Source organism: Xanthomonas sp. NCPPB 1325 (genome assembly GCF_041477645.2).
GTDB lineage: Bacteria > Pseudomonadota > Gammaproteobacteria > Xanthomonadales > Xanthomonadaceae > Xanthomonas > Xanthomonas cannabis.
This window is the reverse complement of sequence record NZ_CM192985.1, coordinates 2,051,114-2,065,096: the sequence shown is the minus strand read 5'-3', so window position 1 is coordinate 2,065,096 and position 13,983 is coordinate 2,051,114. Positions and strand designations below refer to the sequence as shown.

General features: G+C 65.8%; 14 protein-coding genes. 2 read left to right on the top strand and 12 right to left on the bottom strand.

Going from position 1 to position 13,983, the window contains the following annotated elements; genetic code table 11:
• Positions 1-57 precede the first annotated feature (57 nt).
• Entirely contained in the window at positions 58-597 is a 540-nt protein-coding gene (locus ACCQ10_RS08725) for a Smr/MutS family protein (RefSeq protein ID WP_039412067.1), read from the top strand.
• A gap of 96 nt (positions 598-693) precedes the next feature.
• Here ACCQ10_RS08725 and truD read toward each other — a convergent pair whose 3' ends face one another.
• The 9 genes from truD to ACCQ10_RS08680 all read right to left on the bottom strand — a co-directional run bounded on the left by truD (position 694) and on the right by ACCQ10_RS08680 (position 8,645).
• Positions 694-1,797, bottom strand: a complete 1,104-nt coding sequence (gene truD / locus ACCQ10_RS08720) for a tRNA pseudouridine(13) synthase TruD (RefSeq protein WP_372362801.1) — start codon at positions 1,795-1,797, stop codon at positions 694-696.
• Positions 1,798-1,899: 102 nt separating this feature from the next.
• Entirely contained in the window at positions 1,900-2,391 is a 492-nt protein-coding gene (gene ispF, locus ACCQ10_RS08715) for a 2-C-methyl-D-erythritol 2,4-cyclodiphosphate synthase (protein WP_104580121.1), read from the bottom strand.
• Positions 2,392-2,394: 3 nt separating this feature from the next.
• On the bottom strand, positions 2,395-3,195 hold the full coding sequence (ispD, locus tag ACCQ10_RS08710; protein WP_372362800.1) for a 2-C-methyl-D-erythritol 4-phosphate cytidylyltransferase: 801 nt from the start codon (positions 3,193-3,195) through the stop codon (positions 2,395-2,397).
• Positions 3,192-3,557 (bottom strand): cell division protein FtsB, encoded by a 366-nt coding sequence (ftsB, locus tag ACCQ10_RS08705; RefSeq protein WP_123137357.1) that lies wholly within the window; start codon positions 3,555-3,557, stop codon positions 3,192-3,194. Before ftsB ends, ispD begins: the two co-directional genes overlap by 4 nt.
• A gap of 3 nt (positions 3,558-3,560) precedes the next feature.
• Positions 3,561-4,853 carry a phosphopyruvate hydratase gene (gene eno, locus ACCQ10_RS08700; protein WP_372362799.1) on the bottom strand — a complete coding sequence of 431 codons (1,293 nt, stop codon included), beginning with the start codon at positions 4,851-4,853 and terminating at the stop codon, positions 3,561-3,563.
• Positions 4,854-4,976: 123 nt separating this feature from the next.
• Positions 4,977-5,264, bottom strand: a complete 288-nt coding sequence (locus tag ACCQ10_RS08695) for a hypothetical protein (RefSeq protein WP_372362798.1) — start codon at positions 5,262-5,264, stop codon at positions 4,977-4,979.
• A 71-nt stretch (positions 5,265-5,335) separates the two neighbouring features.
• Positions 5,336-6,166 (bottom strand): 3-deoxy-8-phosphooctulonate synthase, encoded by an 831-nt coding sequence (kdsA, locus tag ACCQ10_RS08690; RefSeq protein WP_008571228.1) that lies wholly within the window; start codon positions 6,164-6,166, stop codon positions 5,336-5,338.
• A 401-nt stretch (positions 6,167-6,567) separates the two neighbouring features.
• Positions 6,568-8,232 carry a CTP synthase gene (gene pyrG, locus ACCQ10_RS08685; protein ID WP_372362797.1) on the bottom strand — a complete coding sequence of 555 codons (1,665 nt, stop codon included), beginning with the start codon at positions 8,230-8,232 and terminating at the stop codon, positions 6,568-6,570.
• A 170-nt stretch (positions 8,233-8,402) separates the two neighbouring features.
• A complete protein-coding gene (locus tag ACCQ10_RS08680; RefSeq protein ID WP_372362796.1) occupies positions 8,403-8,645 on the bottom strand; it encodes a hypothetical protein in 243 nt (80 codons plus the stop codon).
• A 161-nt stretch (positions 8,646-8,806) separates the two neighbouring features.
• Between ACCQ10_RS08680 and parE the strand changes: the two genes are divergently transcribed.
• Positions 8,807-10,696, top strand: coding sequence for a DNA topoisomerase IV subunit B (gene parE / locus ACCQ10_RS08675; protein WP_372362795.1), 1,890 nt, complete (start codon positions 8,807-8,809; stop codon positions 10,694-10,696).
• A 497-nt stretch (positions 10,697-11,193) separates the two neighbouring features.
• Here parE and ACCQ10_RS08670 read toward each other — a convergent pair whose 3' ends face one another.
• The 3 genes from ACCQ10_RS08670 to ACCQ10_RS08660 all read right to left on the bottom strand — a co-directional run bounded on the left by ACCQ10_RS08670 (position 11,194) and on the right by ACCQ10_RS08660 (position 13,824).
• On the bottom strand, positions 11,194-11,955 hold the full coding sequence (locus ACCQ10_RS08670) for a YdcF family protein (RefSeq protein ID WP_372362794.1): 762 nt from the start codon (positions 11,953-11,955) through the stop codon (positions 11,194-11,196).
• A 105-nt stretch (positions 11,956-12,060) separates the two neighbouring features.
• Positions 12,061-13,188, bottom strand: a complete 1,128-nt coding sequence (locus ACCQ10_RS08665) for an inorganic phosphate transporter (protein ID WP_184557192.1) — start codon at positions 13,186-13,188, stop codon at positions 12,061-12,063.
• Positions 13,189-13,197: 9 nt separating this feature from the next.
• Positions 13,198-13,824, bottom strand: a complete 627-nt coding sequence (locus ACCQ10_RS08660) for a DUF47 domain-containing protein (RefSeq protein WP_039412104.1) — start codon at positions 13,822-13,824, stop codon at positions 13,198-13,200.
• Between the last annotated feature and the right edge of the window lie 159 nt (positions 13,825-13,983).

Sequence of the window (13,983 nt, the reverse complement as noted above, 5' to 3'; positions counted from 1 at the left end):
TGGGCTTCGCGCTTGATCTTCGCGGACGTCTGAGGTTGGAACGGTTACGCTGTTGCCATGTCGCACCCTGAAGACGAAGACGACGCCGCGCTGTTTCGCGCGGCGATCGGCACGGTCAAGCCGATCCGCGAGGTCGCGCCGCCGGCCAACGCCAAGCCGCGACCGAAACCGCGCGCGCGCATGGCCGAGCGCGACGAGGCCGATGCGCACTCGGAATTTGCCCGCCTGCTGCGCGACAGCGGGCCGCTGGAGGCGGGTGACACTGCCAGCTACCGCCGCGACACGCTTCCGGCCCGCCTGTTCCAGCGACTCAAGCGCGGCCAGTTTTCGGTGCAGGACGAACTGGACCTGCATGGCGCCACCGCAGCGCAGGCCGAGGCGTTGCTGCGCCAGTTCCTGCTCGAGGCGCATGCGCACGAACATGGCTGCGTGCGCATCATCCACGGCAAGGGCCTGCAGTCGGACAACGGCACGCCGGTGCTGAAGAACCTGATGGACCGCCTGCTGCGCCAGCGCAACGATGTGCTGGCGTTCCATTCGGCGCCACCCACGCAGGGTGGCACCGGGGCCTTGCTGGTGTTGCTGGCGCGGAAGTAGTCGCAACCTGGCGAGGCCGCGCACGAGCGGTCCTGGCGGCGCGGGGCGCCGGAGACATGCTTGTCGCGGCCAGGGCCGCTCCTACGAGAACGACGCTCAGGCGTCGGTACGCAGCTGCGGCGCGGCACGGCCGGCGTCGCCGACTTCTCCCAATTCCCAAAGCACCGCGGTGGCGTAGCAGCCCGGCGGCAGTGCGAATTCCACCTGCAGGGTCTGCGCTTCCGGCCAGCGGTAATCCAGGCCTTGCGGACGCAACCGCAATGCGCGGCGCTCCTGCTTCAATCCTGCCGCTTCAAGGCCCTGACGCAAGACTTCCGACTGCGGATCCGACAGGGCGCCCTGCTCCACCGCTGCAGCCTGCCCGGTCGAGCGCAGTTCGCCCGCGCCCCACAACGGGCCGCTGGGATGGATATCGAACCGCGCCAGCCGTTCGGCCAGCACCTCGCTCCACGGCTCCGGACCAAACACGCTGCGCGAGCCGTCGAGCATCCACGCCTCGCCGTCCAGGCCGATATCCCAACTGCCCTGCTCCACACGTGCGCCCAGCACGCGATTGAACAGCGACGAACGCGCGGCCGACAGCAGGATCGAGCGTTGATCGTTGCGCAGGCGTCGCTTGGGGGCCGGGGCCAACGTGCCGTCGGCGTCCTGCGCGTAGCCGAACATCGCCAGCGCGGAGGCGACATTGCCGCCGTCGCGGCCGAAGCGCTGTTCGCCGAACCAGTTGGGAATGCCACGCGCCGCAATCGCCTGCAGACGTCGTTCGATGGTCTCGCGCTCACCTTGCACCTGTCGCAATGTCAGCACGAAGCGGTTCCCGAGCAGCGCGCCGCGCTGCAGCTTGCGGTGATGCCAGGTGCTTTCGACCACCTGCATCTGCGCATCGTCGAGCGTTGCCAGATCCGGCGCGATGCGTTTTGGCAGATGCACGCTGAAGCGCTGCGTGGTCACCGCATGGCGATCCTTCAAGCCGGCGTAGCTGACGCCCATCTCGGCGATGCCTGCCCAGTGCGCCAGTTGCTTGGCGACGTAGGCGGTGTTCTGGCCGCGCTTGCGAATGGTGAGCAGCAAGTGTTCGCCTTCGCCGGATGGCTCGAACGACGGTAACTCGTCGACCTGGAAGTCTTCCGGGGTGCTGCGCATTGCCGCGCTCAGCACTGCAGGCCCGTGTGCGCGTGGAAGCTGGGAGGCTTCGCTCATGGTGGTGTTCGCCTTTGCGCCGACCCTTCGCGCGCTGTGTGCCGAGCTCTGGGCGCGGGGAATGTGAGGACGCATGCCGATGCGCGGCATGCAGGAGCGCGTCTAGACGGCGATCTTGCCCAGCAGCACCGCCGCCTGCGCCGCGATGCCTTCGCTGCGACCGGTGAAGCCGAGCTTTTCGCTGGTGGTGGCCTTGACGCTGACCGCATCCAGCTCGATCGCCAGCAGGCCAGCGATGCGCTCGCGCATGGCCAACGCATGCGGGCCGACCTTGGGCCGTTCGCAAATCACCGTGATGTCCGCGTTGCCCACGCGCCAGCCGCGCTCGCGCAGCAACTGATCGCAATGCTGCAGGAACTGCGCGCTGTCAGCGTCCTTCCAACGCGCGTCGGAGGGCGGGAAATGCACGCCGATATCGCCCAGCGCCAGCGCGCCCAGCATGGCATCGCACAGCGCATGCAGCACCACGTCACCGTCGCTGTGCGCGAGCACGCCATGGCTATGCGCCACGCGCACGCCGCCGAGCATCACGTGATCGCCATCGCCGAACGCATGTACGTCGTAGCCCTGGCCGATTCGGAAATTGAAGGACATGGATCAAACCTCTTCGGGACCGGGAACCCGGGAACCGGGTCCCGGAACGGCAGATGCCAAGACAGTAGACGGTGGACCGAGGCTGTCCGGGTCCCGGCTCCAGGGCTCCGGGCCCCGCCTCGCCAATTCGAATTCGAAGCGCGCCAGATCCGTCGGCGTGGTGACCTTGAAGTTGTCTTCGGCGCCTTCCACCAACAGGGGGCGCAGCCCTAGGCGCTCCATCGCCATTGCCTCGTCGGTCACCTCCACCCCGGCCGCCGACGCTTCGGTGAGGCCGCGGATGAGTTGGTGACGCCGAAACAGCTGCGGCGTGAGCGCACGCCACAGGCGTTCGCGCGGTTCGGTGCCGTCGATGCCACCATCGTCGCCGGCACGCTTGAGCGTGTCGCGTACCGGTGCGGCCAGGATCGCGCCGACCGGGTCGCCGCGACCGATTTCCAGCAGCCGATCCAGATCGGCCAGCGCCAGGTTGGGCCGTGCGGCGTCGTGCACCAGCACGAAATCGTCTGCGCGCACGCTCTCGGGCAAGGCCAGCAATCCGGCCAGTACGGAGGCCGCACGCGTGGCGCCGCCGACGCAGGTCAGCACCGGTGTGGATTCCACCGCAGTCCAGCCGGGCCAGTCGGCATCGCCGGGGGCGATCGCCACCAGGATGCCGGCCACGGCCGGATGCGCGGCCAGCGCCGCCAGCGTATACGCCATCAACGGCTGACCGCCGGCAGGCAGATATTGTTTGGGCACCGGCCCGCCAAACCGCGTGCCGCGCCCTGCGGCCGGCACGATTGCCCAAATGGAGCCGGTCATGGGTGATCCACCGGATCGGTGGCGTCGGGCGCTTGCTGTGCGGGGACCGCTGCATCAGTGGCTGCGGGTGACGGCAGCGGCGCATCCTCGACCACGCGATAGAACGTCTCGCCCGGCTTGATCATGCCCAGCTCGCTGCGTGCGCGTTCCTCGATTGCCGCTTCGCCGTCCTTCAAATCCTTCACCTCTGCTGCCAACGCCTGGTTGCGTTGGCGCAGACCTTCGTTGTCCTGTGTCTGATGCGCGACCTGGGCTTCCAGCATCATGACTTCGCCGGAATTCCCAGGCCCGAACCAGAAGCGGTACTGCAGCCAAGCCAGCAGCACCGCCAGCACCAGCAGTAGCCAGCGCCAGTTGCGCACGGCTTATCGCTTGATCGAGACGAACGCATCGCGGCCGGCGTAACGCGCGCCGGACCCCAGTGCCTGCTCGATGCGCAGCAGCTGGTTGTACTTGGCGACGCGGTCGCTGCGGCACAGCGAGCCGGTCTTGATCTGCGTGGCGGTGGTGGCCACGGCGATGTCGGCGATGGTGGTGTCTTCGGTTTCGCCCGAGCGGTGCGAGACGATCGAGGCGTAATTGACCGCATGCGCCATGGCGATGGCTTCCAGCGTTTCGGTCAGCGTGCCGATCTGGTTGACCTTGATCAGGATCGCATTGGCGGTACCCGAGTCGATGCCCTGCTTGAAGATCTTCGGGTTGGTGACGAACAGATCGTCGCCCACCAGCTGCACCTTCTTGCCGACGCGGTCGGTGAGCAGCTTCCAGCCGGCCCAGTCGTCTTCGGCCAGGCCGTCTTCGATGCTGATGATCGGGTACTGCGCGACCCAGTCGGCCAGGAAGTCGACGAACTGCTCGCTGGTCAGGCGCTTGTTCTCGCCGACCAGGTTGTACTTGCCGTTGTCGTAGAACTCGCTGGAGGCCACGTCCAGGCCCAGCAGCACGTCTTCGCCGGCGGTGTAACCGGCCTTGCCGATCGCTTCGAGGATGGTGTCCAGCGCTTCAACGTTGCTGCGGAAGTCCGGCGCAAAGCCGCCTTCATCGCCCACCGCCGTGCTCAGGCCGTGGCCCTTGAGCACCGACTTGAGCGAATGGAAGATTTCGGTACCGGCGCGCAGCGCTTCGGAGAACGAGCTGCAGCCCACCGGCAGCACCATGAACTCCTGGAAGTCGACGTTGTTGTCGGCATGCGCGCCACCGTTGATGATGTTCATCATCGGCACCGGCAGCTTGACGTCGGCCTCGGTGATGGTGGACAGGTACTGCCACAGCGGCTGCTTGCGCGAGGCGGCCACGGCATGCGCGGCGGCCAGCGAAACACCCAGCAGTGCGTTGGCACCCAGGCGGCCCTTGTTCTCGGTGCCATCCAGATCGATCAGGCGACGGTCCAGACCCTGCTGGTCGGCCGCATCGAAGTTCTTCAGCGTCTCGGCGATGGTGCCGTTGACGTTGTCCACCGCGTGGCGCACGCCCTTGCCCAGGTAGCGGGTCTTGTCGCCATCGCGCAGCTCCACCGCTTCCTTGGTGCCGGTCGATGCGCCCGAGGGCACGGCGGCGCGGCCGAACGAGCCGTCGTCCAGCGTGACTTCGGCCTCCAGCGTGGGATTGCCGCGGGAATCGAGGATTTCGCGGGCGAGGATCTTGGCGATAGTGGTCATAGGTCGATCGGTTACCAGTAAGGGGGAAGTACACCGGAAACAAGCTGCCGGATTATCGCTGCACACCGGTCCATTGCCAAATCGCATTGGCCCGATGAGTGCCTGACCGGCAAGACTGTGCAGCTAGGCCTTCAGTCCCAGCAGCGACAAACAAGACAGCAGTAGCAAGAGCAGCAGCAGCGCCAAGCCCATGGCTGCAGCGCCCGGCTGGCGACGCAGCGAGAATGCGACCGGGCTGGCGACGAACCCGCCGATCGCCACCAGCGCGCCCACCAACAGCGTGACAACCATCGGAACGCGCGTGGCCTGCATCGCATGGTTGCCGTCGCCCGGCATGCCGATGCTGGCGGTTACCAAGAAGGCCATGACGGCCAGACAGGCCCATGCAGCAAGCGACATACCCAGCGCCATCCAGCCCCAGGGCCAGTGCCGCCAGTGCCGGCGTTGGCGACGCGATGCCGCCAACGCCCACGGATCGGAACTCATGCGAAGCGCGCGAACCCGTGCTTCTTGGTGACGGCGTCCAGTTCCATCAGCGTTTCCAGCAGCTCTTCCATGCGGTCCAGCGGCCACGCATTGGGGCCATCGGACAGCGCCTTGGACGGATCCGGATGGGTTTCGGCAAACAGGCCGGAAATACCGACCGCCACTGCGGCGCGTGCCAGCACCGGCACGAACTCGCGCTGGCCGCCGGAGCTGCTGCCCTGCCCGCCCGGCAACTGCACCGAATGGGTGGCGTCGAACACCACCGGGCACCCGGTGTCGCGCATCACGCTCAGCGAGCGCATGTCGCTGACCAGGTTGTTGTAGCCGAACGAGGCGCCACGCTCGCAGACCATGATCTGCTCGTTGCCGGTCGACTTGGCCTTGTCCACCACCGGCTTCATGTCCCACGGCGCCAGGAATTGGCCCTTCTTGATGTTGACCGGCTTGCCGGCGGCGCAGACGTTCTTGATGAAGTCGGTCTGGCGTACCAGAAAGGCCGGGGTCTGCAGCACGTCGACGACGGCGGCGACCTCGTTCATCGGGGTGTATTCGTGTACGTCGGTGAGCACCGGCACGCCGATCTGCTTTTTCACTGCGTCCAGCACCTTCAGGCCTTCCTCCAGGCCCGGGCCGCGGAAGCTGGTGCCGGAGGTGCGGTTGGCCTTGTCGAAGCTCGACTTGAAGATGAAGTTGACCCCGAGCTTGCCGGTGATTTCCTTGAGCTTGCCGGCCACGTCGAGCTGCAGCTGCATCGACTCGATCACGCAGGGACCGGCGATCAGGAACAACGGCTGATCCAGACCAACTTCGAAGTCACACAGTTTCATCAGGTCACCTTATTTCGATTGAAGCCCCTCTCCCATCGGGAGCGGGGTTGGGGTGAGGGTATGGTTTGCGAAGTACTGCTGAAGCATGATGGTTTGCCCTGGCTGGCGCGTAGCGACGCGCTCGTCATGGCTGCCACCTTCCAGTGCATTGCGGCGCGCCCTCATCCGCCCCTACGGGCCCCTTCTCCCGACGGGAGAAGGGAGTCGCCATGATCTGAGCCCCTCTCCCGTCGGGAGAGGGGTTGGGGTGAGGGTGCGGTTGCGAAGCACTGCTGAAGCATGATGGTTTGTCTGACTGGCGCACAGCGACGCGCTCGTCATGGCTGCCACCTTCCAGTGCATTGCGGCGCACCCTCATCCGCCCCTTCAGGGCACCTTCTCCTGACAGGAGAAGGAACAACTCACGCACGCGCTTCCTTCAACAACTTGCCGCCCGCCTTCTTCTCGCGCGCGGCGCGCACGAAGCCGATGAACAACGGGTGCCCGTCGCGCGGCGTGGACAGGAATTCCGGGTGCGCCTGGCAGGCCAGGAACCACGGGTGCGCATCGCGCGGCAGTTCCACCACTTCCACCAGCGTGTCGTCCATCGACTTGCCGGAAATCACCAGACCGGCGTCTTCCAGCTGGGTGCGGTAGCGATTGTTGAACTCATAGCGGTGACGATGACGCTCGGCCACCACGTCCTTGCCATAGACCTCGCGTGCCAGCGTGCCCGGCTTGAGCCGCTGCTCCTGCAAGCCCAGCCGCATGGTGCCGCCCAGGTCGGATTTTTCGTCGCGCTTCTCGACTTCGCCGGTGGCGGTGCGCCATTCGGTGATCAGGCCGATCACCGGATGCGGCGACTGGCGATCGTTCTCGGTGCTGTTGGCCGCGTCCAGGTCGGCAACATGGCGCGCATAGTCCACCACCGCCGCCTGCATGCCGTAGCAGATGCCGAAGTACGGCACCTTGTGCTCGCGCGCAAACTTGGAGGTCTGCACCTTGCCTTCGAAACCGCGGTCGCCGAAGCCGCCCGGCACCAGGATGCCGTCGATGTCCTGCAAGGCCGACATGTCGCTGCCCTCCAGATCCTGCGCCTCCAGCCACTTCAGGTTGACCTTGGTGCGCTGACGCAGGCCACCGTGGCGCAACGCTTCGGCCACGGACTTGTAGGCGTCCTGGTGATCGACATACTTGCCGACCACGGCGATGTTGACCTCGTCCAGCGGATGCTTGACCGCATCCACGACCGCCACCCACTCGGACAGATCGGCGGCAGCGACCTTGTCGCGCAGCTTGAACTGGTCGATGACCAATTCGTCCAGTCCCTGGCGCAGCAACTCCAGCGGCATACCGTACAGCACGTCGATATCCGGGCAGCTGATCACCGCGCGCTCGGAGACATTGGTGAACAGTGCGATCTTGCGACGCTCCGAATCCGGCACCGCCTGCTCGGAGCGGCACAGCAGCACGTCCGGCTGGATGCCGATCGAGCGCAGTTCCTTGACCGAATGCTGGGTCGGCTTGGTCTTCAACTCACCGGCCGCCGCGATGTACGGCACCAGGGTGAGGTGCATGAACATGGCCTTTTCGGCGCCGCGCTCGGTGCGTACCTGACGGATCGCTTCCAGGAACGGCAGCGATTCGATATCGCCTACGGTGCCGCCGATCTCGATCAGCGCCACATCGAACCCAGCCGTGGCCTCGTCGATGCAACGGCGGATTTCATCGGTGATGTGCGGGATCACCTGCACGGTGGCGCCCAGATAATCACCGCGACGTTCCTTGCGGATCACGTTCTCGTAGATCCGGCCGGTGGTCACCGAGTTCTTGCGCGACAGCCGCGTGCGCACGTAGCGCTCGTAGTGGCCAAGGTCCAGGTCGGTTTCGGCACCGTCGTCGGTGACGTACACCTCACCGTGCTGGAACGGGCTCATCGTGCCCGGGTCCACATTGATGTACGGGTCCAGCTTCATCATCGTGACCTTCAGGCCACGCGCTTCAAGAATGGACGCAAGCGAAGCTGCGGCGATGCCCTTGCCTAGCGAGGACACTACACCGCCTGTTACGAAAATCAGGGGAGTCATGGGGCTCAAGGCCTCCCGGAAAGCCATAGTTTAACGGGTGACGGGCGAATGCCCAAGGGTTGTGTGACGGCGAGGCCATCCAGCACGGAAAATTCGGCTACGCATCTGCAAATGCAGACGCCCCGGCCGAAGCCGGGGCGTCCATGTCACGCGATGACCTGACAGAAGACTCAGCGCGAGGGCTTTTCTTCTTCCTCTTCCTCGCGCGGAGCGCTGTCGGCCTTGGGCTTCTGCGCGGCGGCAGCGGCGCGGCGCTCGGCCTTGCGCTCGGCGTCGGTCTTGGCCTTGGCGTCGTCGCTCTTCTGCGCAGTGGCGCCCTGCCCGGCCTGCTGCGGTGCCGCCTGCGCCATGACGGGAAGTGCCGCCACGGCGGCCGCACCCAGGGTGAGCATCAGAATATGCTTGAACTTCATGGTGTCCTCCGGTTCGGTGACATCCTCAGGTGGGGACGTTTGGTTCCGAAACCAACGCCAGGGTAGCCACCGTCACCCCGCCCCGCACTGAACGCCTGCCACGTGCAAAAAGTTGCCTCAGCCCCCACACTTGCGCGTCGTTTCACGTGCCAACGAGATGCATGAACACCCGTTATAACGCCGCCGATATTGAAGTGCTGTCGGGCCTGGACCCGGTCAAACGCCGCCCGGGCATGTACACCGACACCGCGCGCCCGAACCACCTGGCGCAGGAAGTGATCGACAACTCGGTCGACGAGGCGCTGGCCGGCCACGCCCGGCAGATCGAGGTCACGCTGTACAAGGACGGCAGCTGCGAGGTGTCCGACGACGGCCGCGGCATGCCGGTGGACATCCACCCGGAAGAGAAGATCCCGGGTGTCGAATTGATCCTGACCCGCCTGCACGCCGGCGGCAAGTTCAGCAACCGCAACTACACCTTCTCCGGCGGCCTGCACGGCGTGGGCGTGAGCGTGGTCAACGCGCTCTCGACCAAGGTCGAGCTGTTCATCAAGCGCGAAGGCAGCGAGCACCGCATGGAGTTCCGCGACGGCAACGCCGCCTCCAAGCTCGAAGTAGTCGGCACCGTCGGCAAGAAGAACACCGGTACGCGGCTGCGCTTCTGGGCCGACCCGAAGTACTTCGACACGCCCAAATTCAATGTGCGCGCACTGCGCCACCTGCTGCGGGCCAAGGCGGTGCTGTGCCCCGGCCTGACCGTCAAGCTGCATGACGAAGCCACCGGCGAGCAGGACAGCTGGTACTTCGAAAACGGCCTGCGCGACTATCTGAAAGGCGAGATGGCCGAGCATGAACTGCTGCCGGCCGAGCTGTTCGTGGGCAGCCTGAAGAAGGACACCGAGATCGTGGACTGGGCCGCGGCCTGGGTGCCGGAAGGCGAGCTGGTGCAGGAAAGCTACGTCAACCTGATCCCCACCGCGCAGCACGGCACCCACGTCAACGGTCTGCGTTCGGGCCTGACCGATGCGCTGCGCGAGTTCTGCGATTTCCGCAACCTGCTGCCGCGCGGCGTCAAGCTGGCGCCGGAAGATGTCTGGGACCGGGTCACCTTCGTGCTCAGCCTGAAGATGACCGACCCACAGTTCTCCGGGCAGACCAAGGAACGCCTGTCGTCGCGCCAGGCCGCCGGCTTCATCGAAGGCGCCGCGCATGACGCTTTCAGCCTGTATCTCAACCAGAACGTGGAGATCGGCGAGAAGATCGCGCAGATCGCCATCGACCGTGCCAGCGCGCGGCTGAAGACCGAAAAGCAGATCGTCCGCAAGAAGGTGACCCAGGGCCCGGCCCTGCCCGGCAAGCTGGCCGATTGCATCAGCCAGGACCTGTCGCGTACCGAGCTGTTCCTGGTCGAAGGCGACTCGGCCGGCGGCTCGGCCAAACAGGCGCGCGACAAGGATTTCCAGGCGATCCTGCCGCTGCGCGGCAAGATCCTCAACACCTGGGAAGTGGCGTCCGGCAGCGTGCTGGCCTCCGAGGAAGTGCACAACCTGGCGATCGCGATCGGCTGCGACCCGGGCAAGGACGACATCACCGGGCTGCGCTACGGCAAGGTGGTGATCCTGGCCGACGCCGACTCCGACGGCCTGCATATCGCCACGCTGCTGACGGCGCTGTTCCTGCAGCACTTCCCTGCGCTGGTAGCCGCCGGCCACGTGTTCGTGGCGATGCCGCCGCTGTTCCGCGTGGACGTGGGCAAGCAGGTATTCTATGCGCTGGACGAAGAAGAAAAGACCACGCTGCTGGACAAGATTGCGCGCGAAAAGATGAAGGGCCAGATCAGCGTCACCCGCTTCAAGGGCCTGGGCGAGATGAACCCACAGCAGCTGCGCGAGTCCACCATCCATCCGGATACCCGCCGGCTGGTGCAGCTCACCATCGACGATGGCGAACAGACCCGTTCGTTGATGGACATGTTGCTGGCAAAAAAGCGCGCCGGCGACCGCAAGCAGTGGCTTGAGAGCAAGGGTGATCTGGCTTCATTGGAAGTTTGAAACCGCCGAAAACTTAAAACATTTCGGAAGTTGAAGCCCTCTCCCGCCCGAAGAGGGGTTTGGGGTGAGGGTACTGGGCGAAGCCACTGTGTAATGGATGACGCGAGGCTTCGCCGGCACCCCCATCCGCGCCTGCGGCAGCTCCCCCCCCCCATTAAGGCGGACTATGTCCCGAAGGGAGAAGGGCGCGCTTTTGGCGACGCGCATCCTTGCGCGGACCAGGCAACCTGCCTCGCAGGCCGCGTCGGTTCACACGGCATCCATGCCTGCCCGCGCATTCACCGGGCCCCAGGGGTCCAGCATCGGCACTGCTCCAACGTAAGCCCATTGACCCGCTCCGCAACGTTCCGACGCAGCGCGCCCGCGACCTGCTGCTGGACGGCAGCATCGCGCCGACCACCATGGCGATAGTGGACGTCGTCACGCGAGTGTCGGCAGAAAAGTCAGCGTGTCGACGCCGGGCGATGACCCGGCTGTATCCGGGGCTGCAGTGCCGCTCAGACCGCGCCGGGCTCGGTGGCTTTGACGTTCCAGCCCAGCCACTGGTAGACGCGGTAGCGCGCGATGCCCAGGTATTCGTGCAGGGCCACATCGGCCAGGGTGAAGTTGTAGCTCTGCGGCAGCACCGACCAGGAGGCGGTCAGCCAGTCCGCACGCACCGGCACGGCATCGATGCCGAAGTGGTGGAAGTACAGCTCGGCGCGGCGCAGATGCGTGGCCGAGGACACCAGCACGATGCGGTCGGGCCGGTGCGCGCGCAGCAGCGGCTGGCTGAACTGCGCGTTCTGCCAGGTGTTCATGCTGGAGGGCTCCATGATCAGATCCGCCCGCTCGATCCCCAGCCCGATCAACACGCGCTGATAGACCACCGCCTCGGACAGGCCCAGGCCGCGCGCGTCGCCACCGCTGATCTCGATCTTGCAATCGCCGCCGCTGCGGCGGCACTGCTGGTACAGCCGCGCCGATTCGACAATGCGGCCGTAGGCGAACATGTTGGCCTCGGCCACCGCGTCACGCCCCTCCGGGCGCACCGTGCCGGCGCCGAGCAGCACGATGACGTTGCGCGCGCCCCACGCGTTGAAGTCGTTGACCCCGGTGCGCTGCAGGTGTTGCAGCATCCATGACGGCAACGGGCCGCAGCCCACGGCAAACACCAGCGCCAGGCTGATGCCGCCCAGCACGCGCGAAAATCGCCGCAGGCCGCGGCGATCGATCAACCAGGCAAACCCGAACAACACGCACACCAGGGCAAGCATCATCGAGGCAGGGTCTCACTCAGAACGCACAGGCACACCGCCGGTGGCAGATCGCTTGCGCAAGGGCCGCATCGTGGTCGCGGTGCGTGACCGCACCGCGACACCGTGTCAGGTCCAGCCGAACAGCTCGAACATGCGCAGGATCAGATACGCCACACCGCCGGCCGCGGGAATGGTGAGGATCCAGGCCCAGACGATGCGCTCGATCACGCCCAGCCGCAGCGAGCGCGGGTTCTTGGCAAAGCCCACGCCCATGATGGCGGTGGAGATGCTGTGCGTGGTGGACACCGGCATGCCGAAGTGCGCGGCCACGGTGAGCACCGTGGCCGAGCTGGTTTCGGCGGCAAAGCCGTGGATGGGATGCAGCTTGACCATCTTGTGGCCGAGCGTCTTGATGATCTTCCAGCCGCCGGACGCCGTGCCGGCCGCCATCACCACCGCGCAGGTCAGCACGATCCACATCGGGATACCGGCACCGGCGGCCAGACCGGTGCCCGGGTGCAGGAACGACAGCCAGCTGGGCAGGTCATCCAGTGCGCCGGCCGACTGCGCGCCGATCAGGGTCATGGCGATGATGCCCATGGTCTTCTGCGCGTCGTTGTGACCGTGCGCGTAGCCCATGTACGCAGCCGAGGCGATCTGCGCCTTGCCGAAGAACGCATTGACCCAGCGCGGCCGCGCCAGCCGCCCGATCGGACCGCCAAGCCTGGACATGCCGGCGATGATCGCCCACAGCAGCACCATCACCACGATGCCGAGCAGGAAGCCGGCGATCGGCGAGGTGATCATCGGCACGAACACCTTCCACAACAGGCCCTTGTTCTTGGCCCAGTTGCCGATGTTCTCCGACCAGATCAGCGCGTCCCAGTTGTTGTGCGCCGCGGCCAGGCCGGCGCCGCACAGGCCACCGATCAGCGCGTGCGAGGACGACGACGGAAGGCCCTTCCACCAGGTGATCAGGTTCCAGATGATGCCGCCCAGCAGTGCGCACAGGATCACCTGCGGGGTGACCTCCACCACGCTGGTGTTGAGCAGGCCCGAGGCAATGGTCAGCGCCACTGCGGTACCGGTGAGGGCGCCGATCAGGTTCATGCCGGCCGCCAGCATCACCGCCCAGCCCGGCGACAGCACCTTGGTGGCGACCACGGTGGCGATGGAGTTGGCGGTGTCGTGGAAGCCGTTGATGAACTCGAACACCAACGCGGCCAGGATCACCACCAGAACAAGGGTAAGCACGCGGCGACCTCAGCTGTTCTTCAACACGATCTGGTACACCACCACCCCTGCCTCGCGGCAACGGTCAATGGCTTTTTCCAGGATCTCGAAGAACTCCTTGAGCAGGAACATCTGCAGCGTATCCAGGCGGCCGGAATAGATGTCGCGATACAGCTCGAGCATCAGACGGTCGGCCTCGTTCTCGAGCATGCGCAGCTTGTCGTTGAGCGCGGTCATGCGATCGATGTTCATGCGCGGCAGGTCGTCGACCATCTCCACCACCACCGCGGCAGCCTGCTCCAGCATCGCCGCGCGCGGGGCGAAGTCGATGTGTTCCAGGTGCTGGGTGGCCAGCGAATAGCGGTCGGCAAACTTCTCGACCTGCTTGGGAATCTTGTACAACGCCGAACCCAGCGCTTCGATGTCTTCGCGCTCGATCGGGGTCATGAAGCTGTCCACCAAGGCCTGGCCGATCTTGTCGGAGGCAGCGCGTTCGCGCAGGCGGGCGAGCTTGAAGGCGTCCAGTGCGGGCTGCCGGTCGGACTCGCGCATCATGGCGTGCAACGCCTTGGTGCTGTCGTAGGCGGCCTGCGCCGCTTCGTTCAGGAGCGAATAGAACTGCTTGCCGGAACCGAAGATGGTCTGCAACGAGAACATGGGTGGAGAACTTCCTGCCGTCGAGGGAGGACGGCACCAGGGGCGAATTATGACCGGTCCATGACCTGTCTGGGTATATCGACGCCGCCTGCGGCCTTCACGCCGGCATTTCCCGGCTCGAACCACCCTGTGGTTTGCTACCATGCTTGCGCGCCTTCG

Excerpts from the sequence above, each read along its gene's own strand:
- parE (WP_372362795.1), top strand. The coding sequence starts at position 8,807 with ATGAACACCCGTTATAACGCCGCCGATATTGAAGTGCTGTCGGGCCTG.
- ACCQ10_RS08725 (WP_039412067.1), top strand. The coding sequence starts at position 58 with ATGTCGCACCCTGAAGACGAAGACGACGCCGCGCTGTTTCGCGCGGCG.
- ACCQ10_RS08670 (WP_372362794.1), bottom strand. The coding sequence starts at position 11,955 with ATGATGCTTGCCCTGGTGTGCGTGTTGTTCGGGTTTGCCTGGTTGATC.
- ACCQ10_RS08680 (WP_372362796.1), bottom strand. The coding sequence starts at position 8,645 with ATGAAGTTCAAGCATATTCTGATGCTCACCCTGGGTGCGGCCGCCGTG.
- ispD (WP_372362800.1), bottom strand. The coding sequence starts at position 3,195 with ATGACCGGCTCCATTTGGGCAATCGTGCCGGCCGCAGGGCGCGGCACG.
- truD (WP_372362801.1), bottom strand. The coding sequence starts at position 1,797 with ATGAGCGAAGCCTCCCAGCTTCCACGCGCACACGGGCCTGCAGTGCTG.
- ispF (WP_104580121.1), bottom strand. The coding sequence starts at position 2,391 with ATGTCCTTCAATTTCCGAATCGGCCAGGGCTACGACGTACATGCGTTC.
- kdsA (WP_008571228.1), bottom strand. The coding sequence starts at position 6,166 with ATGAAACTGTGTGACTTCGAAGTTGGTCTGGATCAGCCGTTGTTCCTG.
- pyrG (WP_372362797.1), bottom strand. The coding sequence starts at position 8,232 with ATGACTCCCCTGATTTTCGTAACAGGCGGTGTAGTGTCCTCGCTAGGC.
- eno (WP_372362799.1), bottom strand. The coding sequence starts at position 4,853 with ATGACCACTATCGCCAAGATCCTCGCCCGCGAAATCCTCGATTCCCGC.
- ACCQ10_RS08660 (WP_039412104.1), bottom strand. The coding sequence starts at position 13,824 with ATGTTCTCGTTGCAGACCATCTTCGGTTCCGGCAAGCAGTTCTATTCG.
- ACCQ10_RS08695 (WP_372362798.1), bottom strand. The coding sequence starts at position 5,264 with ATGGCGCTGGGTATGTCGCTTGCTGCATGGGCCTGTCTGGCCGTCATG.